The sequence below is a fragment of the Streptomyces luomodiensis genome, from assembly GCF_031679605.1.
In the GTDB taxonomy this organism is placed as follows: domain Bacteria; phylum Actinomycetota; class Actinomycetes; order Streptomycetales; family Streptomycetaceae; genus Streptomyces; species Streptomyces luomodiensis.
The window spans coordinates 2,105,937-2,122,585 of sequence record NZ_CP117522.1; the positions used below are offsets into that span (position 1 = coordinate 2,105,937).

Annotated in this window: 11 protein-coding genes, 1 tRNA gene and 4 pseudogenes; 6 read left to right on the top strand and 10 right to left on the bottom strand. The window is 66.8% G+C overall.

The features are described 5' to 3' along the window. Window positions 1-99 precede the first annotated feature (99 nt). Entirely contained in the window at window positions 100-1,206 is a 1,107-nt protein-coding gene (locus PS467_RS08880; protein ID WP_311034799.1) for a tyrosine-type recombinase/integrase, read from the top strand. On the opposite strand, the gene PS467_RS08885 is transcribed toward PS467_RS08880, so the two are convergent. Beyond that, window positions 1,185-1,259 (bottom strand) — tRNA-OTHER (locus PS467_RS08885). The genes PS467_RS08880 and PS467_RS08885 overlap by 22 nt on opposite strands. A gap of 421 nt (window positions 1,260-1,680) precedes the next feature. On the opposite strand from PS467_RS08885, the gene PS467_RS08890 reads away from it, so the two are divergent. Beyond that, window positions 1,681-2,289 carry a hypothetical protein gene (locus PS467_RS08890; protein ID WP_065968476.1) on the top strand — a complete coding sequence of 203 codons (609 nt, stop codon included), beginning with the start codon at window positions 1,681-1,683 and terminating at the stop codon, window positions 2,287-2,289. Between the two features lie 561 nt (window positions 2,290-2,850). Here PS467_RS08890 and PS467_RS08895 read toward each other — a convergent pair. The 7 genes and pseudogenes from PS467_RS08895 to PS467_RS08925 form a co-directional block, all read right to left on the bottom strand. Continuing rightward, entirely contained in the window at window positions 2,851-3,024 is a 174-nt protein-coding gene (locus PS467_RS08895; protein WP_311034800.1) for a hypothetical protein, read from the bottom strand. A gap of 4 nt (window positions 3,025-3,028) precedes the next feature. Then, the gene (locus PS467_RS08900; protein ID WP_311034801.1) at window positions 3,029-3,364 is read right to left on the bottom strand and encodes a hypothetical protein; all 336 of its coding nucleotides are present in this window, start codon (window positions 3,362-3,364) and stop codon (window positions 3,029-3,031) included. Window positions 3,365-3,425: 61 nt separating this feature from the next. Then, window positions 3,426-4,458, bottom strand: a pseudogene (locus PS467_RS08905) (integrase core domain-containing protein). A 160-nt stretch (window positions 4,459-4,618) separates the two neighbouring features. Then, window positions 4,619-4,765 (bottom strand): hypothetical protein, encoded by a 147-nt coding sequence (locus PS467_RS08910; RefSeq protein ID WP_311034802.1) that lies wholly within the window; start codon window positions 4,763-4,765, stop codon window positions 4,619-4,621. A 96-nt stretch (window positions 4,766-4,861) separates the two neighbouring features. After that, complete coding sequence (locus PS467_RS08915; RefSeq protein WP_311034803.1) at window positions 4,862-7,804, bottom strand: caspase, EACC1-associated type; 2,943 nt, start codon at window positions 7,802-7,804, stop codon at window positions 4,862-4,864. Beyond that, the gene (locus PS467_RS08920; protein ID WP_311034804.1) at window positions 7,791-7,955 is read right to left on the bottom strand and encodes a hypothetical protein; all 165 of its coding nucleotides are present in this window, start codon (window positions 7,953-7,955) and stop codon (window positions 7,791-7,793) included. The genes PS467_RS08915 and PS467_RS08920 overlap by 14 nt, the downstream gene beginning before the upstream one ends. Before the next feature lie 221 nt (window positions 7,956-8,176). Continuing rightward, window positions 8,177-8,394, bottom strand: a pseudogene (locus PS467_RS08925) (IS630 family transposase); the annotation flags it as partial. 150 nt (window positions 8,395-8,544) lie between these two features. On the opposite strand from PS467_RS08925, the pseudogene PS467_RS08930 reads away from it, so the two are divergent. Continuing rightward, window positions 8,545-9,642: pseudogene (locus tag PS467_RS08930) on the top strand (integrase core domain-containing protein). Between the two features lie 749 nt (window positions 9,643-10,391). On the opposite strand, the gene PS467_RS08935 reads toward PS467_RS08930, so the two are convergent. After that, a complete protein-coding gene (locus PS467_RS08935) occupies window positions 10,392-10,775 on the bottom strand; it encodes a transposase family protein (RefSeq protein ID WP_311034806.1) in 384 nt (127 codons plus the stop codon). 75 nt (window positions 10,776-10,850) lie between these two features. Continuing rightward, window positions 10,851-11,993 carry an FAD-dependent monooxygenase gene (locus tag PS467_RS08940; RefSeq protein WP_311034807.1) on the bottom strand — a complete coding sequence of 381 codons (1,143 nt, stop codon included), beginning with the start codon at window positions 11,991-11,993 and terminating at the stop codon, window positions 10,851-10,853. Window positions 11,994-12,162: 169 nt separating this feature from the next. On the opposite strand from PS467_RS08940, the gene PS467_RS08945 reads away from it, so the two are divergent. The 3 genes and pseudogenes from PS467_RS08945 (at window position 12,163) to PS467_RS08955 (ending at window position 15,002) form a co-directional block, all read left to right on the top strand. Continuing rightward, entirely contained in the window at window positions 12,163-12,498 is a 336-nt protein-coding gene (locus PS467_RS08945; protein WP_311034808.1) for an ArsR/SmtB family transcription factor, read from the top strand. A 317-nt stretch (window positions 12,499-12,815) separates the two neighbouring features. Further along, window positions 12,816-13,579, top strand: a pseudogene (locus tag PS467_RS08950) (transposase family protein). 961 nt (window positions 13,580-14,540) lie between these two features. Beyond that, the gene (locus tag PS467_RS08955) at window positions 14,541-15,002 is read left to right on the top strand and encodes a hypothetical protein (RefSeq protein WP_311034809.1); all 462 of its coding nucleotides are present in this window, start codon (window positions 14,541-14,543) and stop codon (window positions 15,000-15,002) included. Window positions 15,003-16,649 lie beyond the last annotated feature (1,647 nt).

A 16,649-nucleotide genomic window follows, 5' to 3' on the forward strand; every position in this document is an offset into this window, starting at 1 on the left:
GGTGAGGCCGGCGGGTTCACCGCCGATCCCAACCAGACCGTCGCCGACTACCTCATCACCTGACTCGAAGGGAAATCGTACGTACTCAAGCCGACAACCGTGGCCCGCTACCGGGATTACGTCACCCACGACCTCATCCCCACGCTGGGCACATTGACGCTGGACGAGCTCGGTCACCGCCACATCGCGGGATTCGCGCACTCTCAACTCGACGCCGGCCGCGGCCGGGTCACCGTGTACCGGTGCCCGGCCACGCTCTCCAGCGCCCTGGGCGACGCGGTGCGCCAGCATCGCCTCGCCCACAATCCCGCACGCCCCGCCGTCATTCCCCGCCCCGCTGCACCCGAACGCCATGTGTGGACACCCCAGGAGACGGTCCGGTTCCTGGACTACTGCCACGACGCCGACCCTCTCATCGCCAATCTGTGCGAGCTCCTCATCGGCACCGGCATGCGCATGGGCGAGGCCCTCGGCCTGCACTGGGCCGACGTCCACACCGACGAACAGGTGCTCTACGTCCGCTACACCCTCTCCGCCATCAACAACTCCCGCCTGGTCATCACCCCACCCGAAACCCGCGCCAGCAAGAACTGGGTCAAAGCTCTCGAACAGCGCGCCACAGCCACCCGCACCCATATCAATGACCCATCAGATCTGTTCACCGATCTCGTCTTCTGCCGACCCGACGGACAACCGCTCCGGCCCCATACCGTCCTGGACCGATTCCGCAAACGCACCAGAGAAGCCAACATGCCCCGCATCACCCTGCACGATCTGCGTCACCTCGCCGCCACGCTCACCCTCACCGCAGGCGTCCCCCTCGCCATCGTCTCCAAGACTCTGCGCCACTCCACCCTCTCCACCACCGCCAACATCTACAGCCACCTCACCCAGCAAGCCGCACACGACGCCGTCAACGCCATCGACACCACCCTCACCCAAGCCGACGCCCGCAGCAGCCGCCATCCACACTGGCCCGCCTGGCTGCGACCACACCGCGACCACACCAACCAGCACCACAGCCCGCTCAGAGCGCTCTACTCCCCCGCCCTGGCACCCACTTCACCCCTCCGCGTCCCAGCCCCAGGGAACGCATGCGACCACCATGCGACCACCACGCCGAAACACACGGAAAGAGGCCGCCTCCGCTACCCGCGGAAACGGCCTCCGACCTGCGATGATGCTGGTCGGGACCACAGGATTTGAACCTGCGACCCCTTGACCCCCACCGGGCGTCAGCCGACTACGCTGAAGTCCTGACCGAAGAGGGCGCGGTGGTATGCGACTTCCGGTTTGCGCACTCCATCCCGATGTTGTTGCCGGTGGGGTCTCCGTTGTTGCGCTGTGGGACCATCCGGTTGGTTTCCGCTGCGCTCTTCGAGATGCACGACGAATGGATCGCCTTACCTCGCCAGCACCTACCCGAAGGCGATATGGGTGATATCTGTCGCAAACTCTCTTTTGGTTCTCCGCGCTACCCAACGTACCGAAATGCAACGTCCAGTTGATCCCCAACAGCATGACGAGGGACACTACCTGGCGGACCGAGTGGCACTCGCTTCGGCATCCTCCCGCGCAGGTCATCGGAAGCCATCTACCCATGCATTACTGGGCAGTTGACCTCAGGGTTTCGTGGTAGCGTCCTTGATCGGAGGGACAGTGCAACCTGGAAGGGAATTCGTGAACACGGAGAAGATCACCGCTCGCCGCCTCTCGCTGGAAGAGGTGACGAAGCTCAGCATGAAGGACAGGCTGTTCATTTCCGCCGACACGGCACAACTCAAGCTTCCCGACTGCTATGTCCCTGCTTTTCTGACCAAGTCCGGTGAGGATTTCGAGGGCGGCTCGATCACGGCGAGAACCGTATTCCAGGAAGAGGTCTCCTGCCTTCCCGACGACGAGAATGACGCCGGAGTCTACTTGGCTGACGAGAACGGCTCGGTGACCATCGAGGTCCTCCAGTCCGCCGGTGTCGTACTGGACCTGGCACTTTTCGTCCCTGGTGGGGACAAGGGCGCCCTCACGGCCCTTTACGCCGCGGCCCGGCAGGCCTTCGGCGCCGACACCGTACAAATCTGGCGCCAGGGCCTCAAGGAGGTTCCCGACGTGAAGGTCGACATCTTCGAGGAGCAGATTCCCCGGGGGCGCAAGGGGACCGACAACCCCAAACGTGACCGTCGCGCGTTCGACACCTACCCCACCCGTGCAGACTTCATCGAGTTCTCCGCGGGGTGGAAGCCGGTCATTGAAATTCACAGGCCGATTGTTGACGACACCCCGACCATCTGAGGCGGCGTTACTGATTTCGGCTCGTTAGGGTGATGTGGGGGTGTCCAGGGGCAGGCCAGTCGCACCTGGGTGACATACTTTCCGGCACCGACAGGAAGCCGCCTGGCCCTATACCCTCAGCGGGCGGACGCCAGCAAGGCGCCCGCCCGTCCGCATTCCTGTCAGGGGAAGCAGCCGGGCGGGCTCCGTGCATCACACGCTACCGGCCTCCGCAGGCCACCGTCCGTACTTGATCGCCTCCACCCCAGGACACCCGCGAAACGTCACCCGATCGAGGGGGCGGCGCCACTTCATACCGTTCCTCTCCAGCACCGCCCCGACCCATCACCCACACGGCCCAAAAGTGGGGCCAGGCGAAACCGTTCCAGTGGGGCCAACACACGCCGTCGAAAACGTGAAGCGGGCCAGGGCGTCGGCCCCTCGCCAGCAGGCGTGGTTCGCCGAGCGGTGGGCCCGAGCAGTGCGCTCCCCGGCCCGCCTTGATCCCGGGCTCGCCCTTCGTGCCCTTCTTCGCGCTGCGAAACAGCTCGTACGCCGTCCGGGCCGTCACGTCCTCCTCATCTAGATCGACCTCGCGCAGAGCTGCTGCGGACCCACCAGGTTGCTGGTGCCGCTCAGGCGCTGCTGTTCGGCACGGAGCAGCGCCACCAGGATCCGTGCCTCGCGGCGGGCCAGCTCATCCAGCGGATGCCGCCAGGCCGACAGGTAAATGAGTTTGCACGGGTCCGAGTCCAAAGACCTACCCGTGCGTCGCATTGACCTTCGTAGCGACGCTGCCGAGCCTGCGGCTCAGCGTGACGCCCCAGTTCTGAGCGACCTTTCCGAGCCGTTGGTGGCCGACCGCGTGCAGCTGGTGTCCATGGCGCCCTTCCTCGGTGAGGCTGTCGCCCAGCTTGTACGCCACCTCGATGGTGCGGTTGGAGCCTTCGGGCGCGAGCGTGGCGGATCCGTACCTCGGCAGGAGCGGGAAGCAGGAACCGGAATGAGCGAGGTGGAACGCATCCGTGAGGGTCGTCTTTCCGGCGCCGTTGGCACCGATCAGCACGCCGAAACGGCCGGGCAAGTGGCTAACCATCTCCCCCTCCGTACTCTCCCGGAACCCGCTCTGTCCTTGCCGGAAACTTCATCCGTGCAGGTCAAGCAGCATGCCGGTACTTGTGGAAGATGCCGCCGAGGCGATCGCGTCGACGTATGTCGAGGCGGGTTAACGTGTTGGGATCGTCGATCGGTGGGGGCAAGGGGTGCAGAGGTCTGGCGTTCGCGATGCCCTGGTGTGGTCGGTGTCCGTTGTAGAACTGCTCGAACTCGCGCAGGGTGTGGAGGAGGTGCCGCTGGTTCCAGATCAACGTCCGGTCCAGGAGCTCGCGGCGACAGGTCTGTATCCACCTTTCAGCGATCGAGTTCATCCTTGGCATCTGGATGCCGCTGAGCACGACGTCGATCCCCGCGTCCTTGAGGACGGCATCGAACAGGTCGGGGAACTTCCCGTCCCGGCCGGATCATGAACCGTGCCCGGCAGCCGAGGTCTTCGAGGTCCATGACGAGGTTCTTCGCCGCTTGCGCTACCCAGGAGGCGATCGGATGCGTCGTGGCGCCCAGGACGCGGATCCGGCGACTGCCGTGTTCGATCATCACGAGCACGTATATCCGTACCCCCGACAGGGTGACTGTTTCCATGAAGTCGCAGGCCAGAAGCGCCTCAGCCTGGGAACGCAGAAAACTGGCCCAGGTACTGGAGTTCCGCTCGGGCGCAGGATCGATGCCGGCCTCCTTCAGGATTTCCCAGACGGTGGACGCGCCCACCCTCACCCCCAGCACGAGCAACTCGCCGTGCAGGCGCCTGTACCCCCAGCTCGGGTTCTCCTTCGCCAGCCGCAGCACCAGGATGCGGATCGAGCGCACGGTGCGCGGTCGTCCCGGGCGTTTGGGCCGGCAAGAGACGGCATGGCGGCGTGCGACGAGGTCGCGGTGCCAACGCAGTACCGTGTCGGGGCGTACGAGCAGCCGTAACTGTCGCAGGACGTGCGGTGGCAGACGGTGCAACAGCGCCGCCAGGAACGCCCGATCGCTCGGCGTGAACCGGATCTTGTCTTTGCCAAGTTGTCGTTCCAGCACGGTGATCTGGTGGCGCAGAGCGAGGATCTCCGCGTCCTTGTCCCGATCGGCCATCGGCAGCAGACGCGCTGACGGCAACTGCGCGAGAGCGCGAGCTCGAGCGACCGCGGCCAGATTTCGGGAAACCCGAAGGACCGCCCCCACCAGGGCGGATGAGGTTTCCCGGCAAGGGCAACCACCAGCACGGACAAGGGCCAGTCTTCGACGGTCCAACTCAGTTCTCGTCATCCCGGGAGCCGAACTGCTGACGACCGATTTCCGGGCTGGCTCCGCCCATGGCCCGGTCCTTGACCTGCAGCTTCAGCGTCAGCTTGTGCCCGCGGACCGAGGAGTGCGATCCGCCCACTCCCACGGTCGCCACCCCGAACCATCGAGGACCACCGCGGCGCCTTCGGCGTCAAGCGGCTCTGCGAAGTCCTGGAGGTCGCCCGCTCCTGTCCAGCCGCGAGACGCCCCCTCACTCGCTCCAGCGATCTGAAAACGACCGCGCGTTCAGGGTGTCGAGGTGGTCGCGTCCCAGGACGCGTGCCCGGTCGGCGGCGACCTCGGCCAGCAACCGTGCCGCCTCCGCATGCTCCCCCGCCTTGCCAAGGTTGATAGCGCCGACGGCGCGGGCGTTCAGGGTGTCGCGGTGGTCAGGCCCGAGGACACGCGCCGAGTCGGAGGCCAGCTCGGCGTACAGACGTGCCGACTCCGCATGTTCCCCCGCCTCTCCGACTTCCCAGGCGTGGTGATGGCGGGTGAGCAGGGTGCTGTAGTGATCAGGTCCCAGGACGCGTGCTCGGTCGGCGGCCAGCTCGGCGTGCAGACGTGCCGCCTCGGCGTGTTCTCCTGTCCCACCGACATTGCTGGCGTGGTCCCCGCGCGCGTTCAGGGTGTCGGGGTGGTCGGGTCCCAGAACGCGTGCCCGGTCGGCGGCGACCTCGGCCAGCAACCGTGCCGCCTCCGCATGCTCCCCCGCCTTGCCAAGGTTGATAGCGCCGACGGCGCGGGCGTTCAGGGTGTCGCGGTGGTCAGGCCCGAGGACACGCGCCGAGTCGGAGGCCAGCTCGGCGTACAGACGTGCCGACTCCGCATGTTCCCCCGCCTCTCCGACTTCCCAGGCGTGGTGATGGCGGGTGAGCAGGGTGCTGTAGTGATCAGGTCCCAGGACGCGTGCTCGGTCGGCGGCCAGCTCGGCGTGCAGACGTGCCGCCTCGGCGTGTTCTCCTGTCCCACCGACATTGCTGGCGTGGTCCCCGCGCGCGTTCAGGGTGTCGGGGTGGTCGGGTCCCAGAACGCGTGCCCGGTCGGCGGCGACCTCGGCCAGCAACCGTGCCGCCTCCGCATGCTCCCCCGCCTTGCCGAGGTTGATAGCGCCGACGGCGCGGGCGTTCAGGGTGTCGCGGTGGTCGGGTCCCAGGACACGCGCCCGGTCAGTGGCTAGTGGCCAGACAGTGAGCTTTCTGGTCGCGCTGGCGAGGAACGCACCGTCCGGGCTGAAGGCGAGGGAACTGACGGCGCTGTTGGTGCCGGTGGTGAGGACCGCGATGCTCCTGCTGCTGACCGTGTTCCAAAGGGTGACGGTGCCATCGAGGAAACCGCCCGCTAGGACCCCGTTGTGCCCGAACGCGACGCAGGTCACGCCGGCGCTGGGTCCGGTGATGGTCGCGGACGTCTTGCGAGCTGCGATGTCCCAAAGTGTGATCCGCCCATCGCTGCGGAGGCTCGCCAGCGTCTTCCCATCGGAGCTGAAGGCCAGGGGTTGCCCTGCGGGGGAGTTTGTTTCGGTCAGGGTGGCTATCTCTGCTCCGGACGACGTGTCCCATAGCTGAAGCAGGCCGTCGTTCACCGTGTTGTTCGGGTTGCCGTTCCCACTGGCGCTGGCCAGAACCTGCCCGCAGGGGCTGAACGCCACCTGCGCGACCCAGTGTGCGTCGCCGGTGGCCAGGGTGGCCATGCTGGTGCGGGTGGCCACGTCCCACAGCCTGATGGCTGGCGCGTCATAGGTTCCCGCCAGCATTGCGTCGGTTGGGGAGAAGCACACGGAAGCGACCGACCCGTTCCACTGGGTCCCGTCGAGGTAGGGCAGGACGGTCTCTGAGCCATCCGCCACATCCCAGAGACTGATGGTCCCGTCACCGTTGCCAACGGCCAGGTCGGTTCCGTCCGGGCTGAACGCCACGGACAGGGCGGCGGAAAAGCGAGGGTTGAACGCGAGGACCTCAGCGAGGGGTTTTGCCCACGGGTTGACAACCTGGTGGGACAAGGACCTGACACACTTCTGGGTGGCCAGCTCCCATAGTCTGACCGTGCCATCCTCGCTGGCGCTGGCCAGCAGCGTGCCGGATGGATTGAAGGCCACCGAGTGCAGAGGAGCGTCACGGCTATCGAAGAGGGTCGCCGGGGCCCCCGGAACGCAGAGACGGCTCGAACGCCGCTCGTGGCCGGGCTGCTTAGGGGTTCGGGTGGTCGTCGGGTCCGGGCTCGGCGGCCTTTGGGCGTCGACCGTCGCCTGCCACGTGACGGTCAGGTCGGTGCCGCCGCTGTCCCAGGAGTCCGGGCCAGGGGCCTGTTGGGACGAGGTCTCCGGTTCGTCCGCCGGTTCCGGTCCGAACGGGACGGCGCGATTGCGGAGGTGGAGATGGTGAGTGACAGCGTTCTGTGCGAACTGCTGTGGTTCTGGGCTGCCGCGTCGGCGCATGCGGTTATGGACTCTTCGCCATGTCGTCTCCAGGCTTACGGTGACGTCCGCCCCAGGGATTCCGGTTTCCAGGATGTCGATCAGCTCGCCCGTGAATTCCGGAAAGCGCGCACCCTGCAGGACGAACGATCGTCTCGTCGGCGGGGCGGAGGTCAGGACGCAGTCCCCGTAGCGGTCCTCGGTCCCCTCCTGATCGTCCCCCTCACCGCTGGAGTCCTCGGGTTCTTCCAGGGCACGGGCCAATTCCGTGCGGGTGGGGGCAGCATCGCTGGACATGCCGCCAGCTATGCCGCTGTAGCAGCAGTCCAGCACCGTGACGCGGTGTTTAGCCCGATAGCCGCTCTGCCGGATCACGTCGCGTAACTGAAGGTAGGGCAGGGTGCCGATCTGTGGGTAGTCGGCGTCAGCGGCTGTCAGTGCCAGGTACAGCCGCTCGCTGCGGTCCCGGAGTCCGTGTCCGGCGAAGTACACCACCAATGTGTCCTCGGCGCCCAGCGCGGCATCCCTGACCGCTCCCAGCACCTGTTCGACCGGGGCCGTGGAGCCGATCACCGTGACGTGCTCCTCGGCCAGGCCCCAAACCGACGGATCGCGCAGCAAGCCAGCCAGGTGACGTGCTCCGGCTGCCGCCGCCGGCATCGCCGGCAGGTCAGCGTGTGCATAGTCATCGATCCCGATCAGCACCGCCCGACTCTTGCGCGGATCAGGAATCGTCACCGTCCCCCGCCCCTGCTTCGCCGTCGGTATCTCCCTCACCGTCTCCGAGGACACGGTCGATCGTCAGGTGGGGTCCCACGCTGCGGTCCTGGGTCAGCCAGTCCGCGAAACGACCGGTCAGCTCCGTGACCTCGTCACCGGAGTCCGACACGGACGACCCGCCACCACCTATCCGCACGCGCACCATATCGCCCCAGTTTCCCCGGAAGGCGATCTCCCCGTTACGCAACCCGCACCACTCCCGTCATCCGAACAGGACCGGACTCGCCCCCGTTCATCCACGGCAGCGATGCTAACCAGATTCAGCACCAACTGTTACAGAGCGCGCTGAGGGGCTTACGCAGCTTCTGAGGTTTTCGTTTCGGGGTGACGTCATGGCAGCGTCCAGGTAAGGCCGGTCTGGGCGATGAAGCCGTCGAGGAGGCCGGGCCGGTGCTGCATCTTCTTCAGCCGGGTGCGGGTGAAAGCCGCGAGGGCGTCGACGGTGCAGGCCGCAAGGTTGCCCAGTTCGTTCTTCAAGTTCGCCACACACCTCCAGCCGGGTTCAGGTCCGGCGCGTAGGTCGGCAGGCGGAAGACGGTCAGCCACTGCTCCCGGGCGGCCAGTAACTCTGTGCTTGCCGAAAATGTCGTCCGCCCTGGTAGGAGGGGGTGTGCGCGGTGCGCCGGAGATCGACCGGCGAAGTCGCCAAAGCAGGCGCTCTCGCGAGGCTGGCGCTCACCGCGGCAAGATGATCGACCGTGCTGCTGCGACTGGCTTACCTAGGCGTGACGAACGCGTTCGCGATGCTTCGCCTGCTGCCGATGACCGACCGGGACAAGGACGCCGAGATCCTCGCCTTGCGCCACCAGATCACCGTGCTGGAACGCCAACTCGGCAAGGACAAGATCCGGTTCACGCCCAACGATCGAGCGTACCTGTCGGCGCTGCTGCACCGGCTGCCACTGCACGTCCTACGGCAGTTACGGCTGCTCGTGCGCCCCGACACGGTGCTGCGTTGGCACCGTACCCTCATCGCGCGCCGCCATGCCGCCTCCTGCCGGCCCAAACGCCCAGGACGACCGCACACCGTGCGCTCGATCCGCGTCCTGGTACTGCGCCTGGCGAAGGAGAACCCCAGCTGGGGATACCCGACGCCTGCACGGCGAGCTGCTCGTGCTGGGGGTGAAAGTGGGCGCGTCCACCGTCTGGGAAATCTTGAAAGAGGCCGGCATCGACCCAGCACCCGAGCGGAACCCCAGTACCTGGGCCACCTTCCTTCGCAGCCAGGCTGATGCCCTGCTGGCCTGCGACTTCATGGAAACAGTCACCCTGTCGGGGATGCGGATGTACGTGCTCGTGGTGATCGAACACGGCAGTCGCCGGATCCGCGTCCTAGGCGCCACCACGCATCCCACCGCCTCCTGGGTGGCGCAAGCGGCAAAAACCTCGTCATGGACCTCGAAGACCTTGGCTACCGGGCACGGTTCATGATCCGGGACCGGGACGGGAAGTTCCCCGAACTCTTCGATGCCGTCCTCAAGGACGCGGGGATCAAAGTCGTCCTCAGCGGCATCCAGATGCCAAGGATGAACTCGATCGCTGAAAGGTGGATACAGACCTGTCGCCGCGAGCTCCTGGACCGGACCTTGATCTGGAACCAGCGACACCTCCTCCACACCCTGCGCGAGTTCGAGCAGTTCTACAACAGACACCGACCACACCAGGGCATCGCCAACGCCAGACCGCTGCACCCCTTGCCCCCGCCGATCGATGACCCGGACACGTTAGCCCGCCTCAACATACGTCGACGCGATCGCCTCGGCGGCATCCTCCACGAGTACCGGCATGCGGCGTGACCTGCACGGATGAGGTTTCCGGCAAGGGCAGAGTCCCAGCGCCCGTGCGACGGCGGCCTTGAGGTTGTCGTAGCGGACCTTGCTCCGCGGGACGCCGCCCAGCGTCCGCACAGCGCGTGGACGTGGCCTTCGAAGAAGGCTTCCTGGCCGCAAGAGGCGAACACTCGGTGGACGGCCTTGTCCGAATACGACAGGCGGAAGGAGAACAAATAGCAGGTCACCAGCTCGCCGGCGAGACGGATCGTCACGTCGCCGAAGTCGACTTCCGCCTCGTGCCCAGGCTGGTAGGTCTGCGGGACGAACGCCTCCAGCGGGGCCTTGCCGGACTCGACCAGGATCTCCGGCTTCCGGGCGGCAACGTAGTAGCGGACCATCCCGTAGGAGACGTCCGCCCCGTGCTCGTCGACCAGGCGGTGAAAGATGCGGGTGACGCTGTGCCGCTGCTGGCGCGGCGCATCCAGATCCCCGCGGAGGATGCCGTCACTCACCGGCTTGTACGGGTCCAGAGCGGTCGCCCGGGGCGGCAGCTTCTTCCGAGGCTCCGGCCAGGCCGAATCCAGTGCCTTGCGAACCGTACGCCACGTCACACCGTGCTTGCGCTCGAGCTCCCGCATCGACATGCCACCGCGATGGTCACGCCGGATCGCCTCGTACAGCTCGACCCTCGACATCTGCGGCATGACCAGCACCTTTCACCAGGAGCACCCCGATGCTGCCCTGGCAACAGACCCAGTGAGCTTTTTCCAACCTCAGGTTGAGGCGTGACGAGGGGCGGGGATGGTCTTCACGATGGCAGTGACTCGGTTGGTGCTACAACGGAGTTTCCGCGGGAGGCGCCAGCCCTTCAGGGCGGCCATGGCTTGCTCGCCGAGGCAACGGATTCCGGCGTGGGTGCTGTTGTGCCGACGTTGCCGCAGCTTGAGAGGCCAGCCGCGGACGGGCGCCCGGGTGGTGCCGCCGGCGCCTCGATACGCCTTGTCCGCCCAGCACTTCACCTCCGCGTCGCCGGGGGGGGCGTAGTCACTGGCAGCACCCATGTCGTGGCGAGCGCCCGGAATGGTGGGTGAGGCCGCCAGCAGACGACCTGCCGCGTCGGCGATGACCTGCCACGCCGAGCCGGGCTCGTCGGACATGGTGGCGGCGCCGACCCGGCTGTGAGCTACCGCGGAGCTGCGCACCGACCGGTGACCGGTCGGTGCGGACCCGGTCTACCGGTTCGCGGCTTCGCGAGAGGCGATCCGGTTCGTGCGACCGACCGCGCGGCCCACGGTGTTGCGCACCGCGAGGCCCGGCCTGGTGCGGGGCACCATGAGCCTGGAGAGCAGACCGACGCGTCGCTGCCGCGGGCCTACCTCACGGCGGAGGCGCGACTCGTAGGCGGCGAAGGCGCGGGCGTGATCACCGGGATGGGCGGCGAGCTCTTCTGCGAGGGCGTACGCGCCCGCCATCGCCATGCTGGACCCGTCGCCCAGCAGGGCTGTCGCCGCCGCCGCGTCCCCGAGCAGTACGACCCGTCCGCGGGACCACGAGGGCATCCGGACGGTGGTCAGGGGGTCGAAGAACGGAGCCGGGTGGTCGAGGAACGCCGCCACGAGTTCCGGTGCCCGCCACCGCACGTCGGCGTAGGCGTCAGCCACGGTCTGCTTGTGAAGGGCAGTGTTCTTGCGGTCGTGGGGCGCTAGCTGTGCGGCCCGGAAGGTGAAGATCGCGAGCGGAGTGGTCCGCGAGGGGTGGAGGACCAGCATCCGGTTCGGCACGGTCAGCATCGTCATCTCGTTCGGGTCCTCGATGGCGTCGGGTTCCAACGGGACGGTCGCGCCGTACAGGCCCAGGTCGTTCGCGAACTGCCGCTCGGGGCCGAATACCAGGCGCCGTACGGTGGAGTGAATCCCGTCGGCACCGACTACCAAGTCGAAGCGCCGTGGCGCGGACCGCCGGAAGGTGACGTCGACCCCGCCTCCGTCCTGGTCGAGAGCGGTGACCGTGTCGTCGAACAAGAACTCGGCCTCGGTCTGCGCCGACCGGTGGAGCACCTCGGACAGGTCGGCTCGGGTCACCTCGACCGTCGGAGCCTTGCCCGAGGTGAGCGGGAGTTGCAGGATTCGCCTGCCGCCGGGGTCGAGCAGGGTCAGTGACCGATTGCGGGTGGCGAGTCCGCGGAGCTGCGGGAGGATGCCCATGCGGTCGGCGACCGGGATCGCGGGCCCCTTCACGACGATCGCGCTACCACCGGAGCGCAGCTGCCGGGCATGTTCGACGACCGTCGGCCGGTATCCATTCCGGGAGAGCCAGTACGCGAGTGCGGGCCCTGCGATTCCGGCACCGACTATCAGCACCTCGGGCTTCTTCATGACGATGACCTCTCGGAGTGTCGATGAACAGGTTCCCCGGCGAGTGCCGGGCTGGGTCTCAGGGAGCGGCGGCACGGGGCAGCGCAACCGGCCAGGTACCATCGATTTCGTACCTCAGTGGAGCACAACCTTCAGGTACGATTCAAGTCGTACCTGAAGGGGGTGCCGCGTGGCCGGGAAGAACCTGGTCGGCCCGGAGGCCGATGCGCTCGATCTGGGTGCGGTGTTCCGCGCCCTCGCCGACGAGCACCGTCGTTCGGTGATGACGGAGTTGGCCGCCGACCGCAGCGACAGCGAGCGGGGCTGCAACTCGTTCAATCTTCCGATCTCGAAGCAGACCCAGACCCACCACTTCCGGGTCCTGCGCGAGGCAGGTCTCATTGACGAGATCGACTACGGCAACCGCAAGGGCATCCGACTACGACGCGCGGACATCGAGAAGAGATTCCCCGGGCTGCTCACGCTCCTGGGCGCAGAGTCCCCGGGCGCTACTGCTCCTCGCTGAACACAGCGGAGCACACCGGAAGGAGTCCGAGTCGGCCCTGAGCCGCGAGTTCGACCGGATCCAGCTCGCGCCCGGCTCGCAGGTAGCCGAGCACGACGCGGACACGAATGGATCGGTGTCGCTTCGACCACCGTCCCGCGCTCGTGATCGGCGCCGAGCACTTCCGCGCGCGCTCCCTCACGCCAACACCCACTGAGGTTTCCTCAACCTGCGTGCGGAGCAGGGCCACTGGGGGTGAGGGCGGGGTCCGGGCGTGGAGAAGCTCCTGTTAGACGGGTGCGTGTCGAGTCCGAGCCGTCCTGCCAGGAGCTTTCCGCATGCTTGTCTACCCAGCCGGGGTCGATCCGTCCACCTCAACTCTGCGCTTCCTCGCCCGTGAGTTGACCGCACATCGTCTTGCGCAAGGGACACGATGGCGCCGGCTGGCCGCCGGACGGCAGGCGCTGCTCGTGCTGGCTCATCTACGATGCGGCCATACCTACGCCCAGCTCGCCGCCGGATTCGGTGTGGGCACCACCACCGCCTACCGGTACATCGCCGAGGCCGTCGACATCCTGGCCGCTCTGGCTCCAACCCTCGCCGAGGCGGTGAGGACAGCCTCCGGCAAGGCCTTCGTGATCCTGGACGGCACGTTGCTGCCGATCGACCGGATCGCCGCCGACCGACCCTTCTACTCCGGGAAACATAAGAAGCACGGCATGAACGTGCAGGTGATCGCCGACCCGGCGGGACGGTTGCTGTGGGCCTCGCCCGCGCTGCCGGGATCTGTGCACGACATCAAGGCCGCGCGGACCCACGGCATCATCGGTGCCCTGGCGGGGCCGGGGTGGAATGCTGGGCCGACAAGGGCTACCGGGGCGCCGCCGGCACCGTGCGAGTTCCCTACTGGGGGCGCTGGGAGACTCTCTCCCCTGGTCAGCGGGCCGTCAACTGCTCACACGCGAAGATCCGTGCACTCGTCGAACAGGCCATGGCCACCCTCAAAACCTGGCGGCTCATGCGCAAACTGCGATGCTCTACCAGCCGTATCACCAGCCTCGTCCAGGCCGTCCTCCCGCTGCACCTGACATGCTCAAACTGAGGTTGGAAAGGGCTCAAGGTCTTTGGGCGGGATGTCGAGCTACGGTTTTGCCATCGATGAGGCCTCTGCGGACTGCTCGCCACCGCGCACCACAGCCGGATACGGCGCTCACGCCCTGGGAGTGCCCTATCTACCGGGGGACGCCAAGGGGCTTTGCCTCGCCTTGACGCTGCGGGCATCCCGCGACCGGGACTCCCAAGCGCCGACTGCCCGCGGAGACGGGCCGTCCGAGGTCGTCAGACCGCGACCTCTCCCCTGTCGCATGGGGAGCACGACATCACGCTCCCCCCTCGAAAGGGGGTCGAGAGCCGACAAGGGGTCCTTATGCCTCTCGATGCAGAGAGCACCTTAATCGATGGGATGACCGCATGGGCCCACGGTCGACGACGGCGGGCAGGGGCGCGGTACGGCGCTGTACATCTACCGGATCGGGTGACGGACGAATCGGGCACCGTTGACACGTCTGCGAGTTGGGAGCACGAGGGCTCCCAGAGGGCTCCCCATTGCTCCCAGCCCGGAAACGGTTAAGGCCGCCTCCGCTACCCGCGGAAACGGCCTTCGACCTGCGAAAACGCTGGTCGGGACGACAGGATTTGAACCTGCGACCCCTTGACCCCCAGCCGCGCGGCAATTCTCCCTTTATGCTCCACTTTAAGACTCTCGCAGATCTGCCGCGCCGTCAAGGTCTGTACGACGCCGTACACGACTCGTCACTTCTCAACGCAGTGCTCCCACAAGCACAGCCACAGGCCCTCGCTGAGGGGCACCCCCACACACACCCGCAGATCCGAGCCTTGGCGACCCTGACGGGAACTGCACGGAGCGGTGGCCGATGGGCTCTATCGGTCAGCGTCTTGCGCCTGCCAGACGCCGCCTCGACAGCACAGATCGCTTTCGGTTGCCTGCCCCGCCAGAGCTTCCCCCCTGGCCCTGTGACAGCTGGCGTCTCTAGCCTCTCCCCATGGAATGGACAACACTGGCCGCAACTCTGCTTGGTGCCTTCATTGCCATGGCCTCGACCCTGCTGGTGGAACGCAGTCGCGCAAGTCGCGAGCGGGCCGCGAACATATCGGCTGTGCGCCGCGAGCTATACAGCGAGTACCTGACCGCACTCAATCATGCGCGACATACGTTCGGCCGGCACACCAGCAAACGTCGTTCCGACCCCAATCGAGGCGTCGAATCACACGACGCCTTCGCCCCGTGCTATGCCCTGCGTCATCAGCTGGCTATCACCGCGCCTGCCGGAACCGTCACCCGTTCCGAAGCGGCCTTCCAGTCCTTGCGCACGCTGCGAGATCTCACCGTTGCTGGATCAGCCAGGGAAACACCCGCGTACGCAGAAGCCACGACTCGATTCATGAATGATCTTGATGAGCTGCGTGCCTCCATGCGGGCAGACCTGGGAATTGCCGACGGGTGAGCGACGGAGCCACCGGACCACCTTGCCCCGAGCCAACCAGCTGACGACGCAGGAGCAGCAACTCATCCGCAGAGCGAGACGCCAGGACCAGCAGGCCCGCGGTGAGTTGCAGGCCCTCCAGGGCTGATAAGGACACAGCGGATGGGACGGCGCGGCATCTCCCGCAGCACCCAGTTGCCAGCCCTCCAGGGCTGATGAGGACACAGTTCCGCCGGTCACGCCGTACGAGCTGCCCGCGAGTTGCCAGCCCTCCAGGGCTGATGAGGACGGGTCTTGGTCGCGTCCGCAACCTTGGGGAGGCTGTGTTGCCAGCCCTCCAGGGCCGATGAGGACCCGCCTGCCTGCTCCAAGAGGCCATGCGGATGACGAAGTTGCCAGCCCTCCAGGGCTGATGAAGACCGGGATCCCGAGGCGCACTGCCTTCTCGATGTTGGCCGTTGCCAGCCCTCCAGGGCTGATGAGGACCGGACGATGACCACTTCGACCAGCCCGAGCGGCCCGTGTTGCCAGCCCTCCAGGGCTGATGAGGACACGCGGCGCGGTCCGTCATCCCGTCTCCCTGGTGACGTTGCCAGCCCTCCAGGGCTGATGAGGACGGGACCTGGCGTGCTGGTGCCCACTGCCGGAGCCCGGGTTGCCAGCCCTCCAGGGCTGATGAGGACGCGAACCCCTCGAAACCGACTTCGACGTCATCGTCATGTTGCCAGCCCTCCAAGGCTGATGAGGACCGCAGGCCGACGGGTCCCTCGCGGTCCACTCCGGGCGTTGCCCGCCCCTCCAGGGCTGATGAGGACTGGGTCAAGGGCGTGGAGGGCGTGAAGGCCAAGTCGCTGCCAGCCCTCCAGGGCTGATGAGGACTGGTCTCGCTGTCGCTCGAATAGACAGGAACCTGCGTGTTGCCAGCCCTCCAGGGCTGATGAGGACCCGTGCCACGTCGAGAGCGTGTACACCATCAGCGCATGTTGCCAGCCCTCCAAGGCTGATGAGGACGCGGCACCCTGCTGGGCATGCACCGGCTCCCCCACGCATTGCCAGCCCTCCAGGGCTGATGAGGACACCCGCACTGCGCGCTGAGCTGTCCTCCGTCATGGCGTTGCCAGCCCTCCGTGGCTGATGAGGACCGGTCACTGCTGGCGCTCACCCCCGGCCCGGCCGCGTTGCCAGCCCTCCAGGGCTGATGAGGACGGCGTGTGAGCGGGTGACGTCCGGCGCAGCGTCGCGGTTGCCAGCCCTCCAGGGCTGATGAGGATCACGGTGCTCACCGCCGCGCGGTCGATCACCTCTTGTTGTCAGCCCTCCAGGGATGATGAGGACTCGAGGGGGTCGATCTACCATGTCGCTCATGAGCAAGTTGCCATCCCTTCAGAGCTGATGAGTACTCGTCACCGCTGGGTACGCCCTGCTCGCCCGGGCCGCGTTGCCAGCCCTCCAGGGCTGATGAGGACGGCGTGTGAGCGGGTGACGTCCGGCGCAGCGTCGCGGTTGCCAGCCCTCCAGGGCTGATGAGGACACTCCTGGATCTCCCCTGTGCCATCGGTACACCATCGAGTTGCCAGCCCTCCAGGGCTGATGAGGACACCCGGTGCGCGGCGGCGGTGGTCTTCTCGGCTTCCTTGTTGCCAGCCCTCCAGGGCTGATGAGGACGAG

Excerpts from the sequence above, each read along its gene's own strand:
- PS467_RS08900 (WP_311034801.1), bottom strand. The coding sequence starts at position 3,364 with ATGGTTAGCCACTTGCCCGGCCGTTTCGGCGTGCTGATCGGTGCCAAC.
- PS467_RS08935 (WP_311034806.1), bottom strand. The coding sequence starts at position 10,775 with ATGTCCGACGAGCCCGGCTCGGCGTGGCAGGTCATCGCCGACGCGGCA.
- PS467_RS08940 (WP_311034807.1), bottom strand. The coding sequence starts at position 11,993 with ATGAAGAAGCCCGAGGTGCTGATAGTCGGTGCCGGAATCGCAGGGCCC.
- PS467_RS08955 (WP_311034809.1), top strand. The coding sequence starts at position 14,541 with ATGGAATGGACAACACTGGCCGCAACTCTGCTTGGTGCCTTCATTGCC.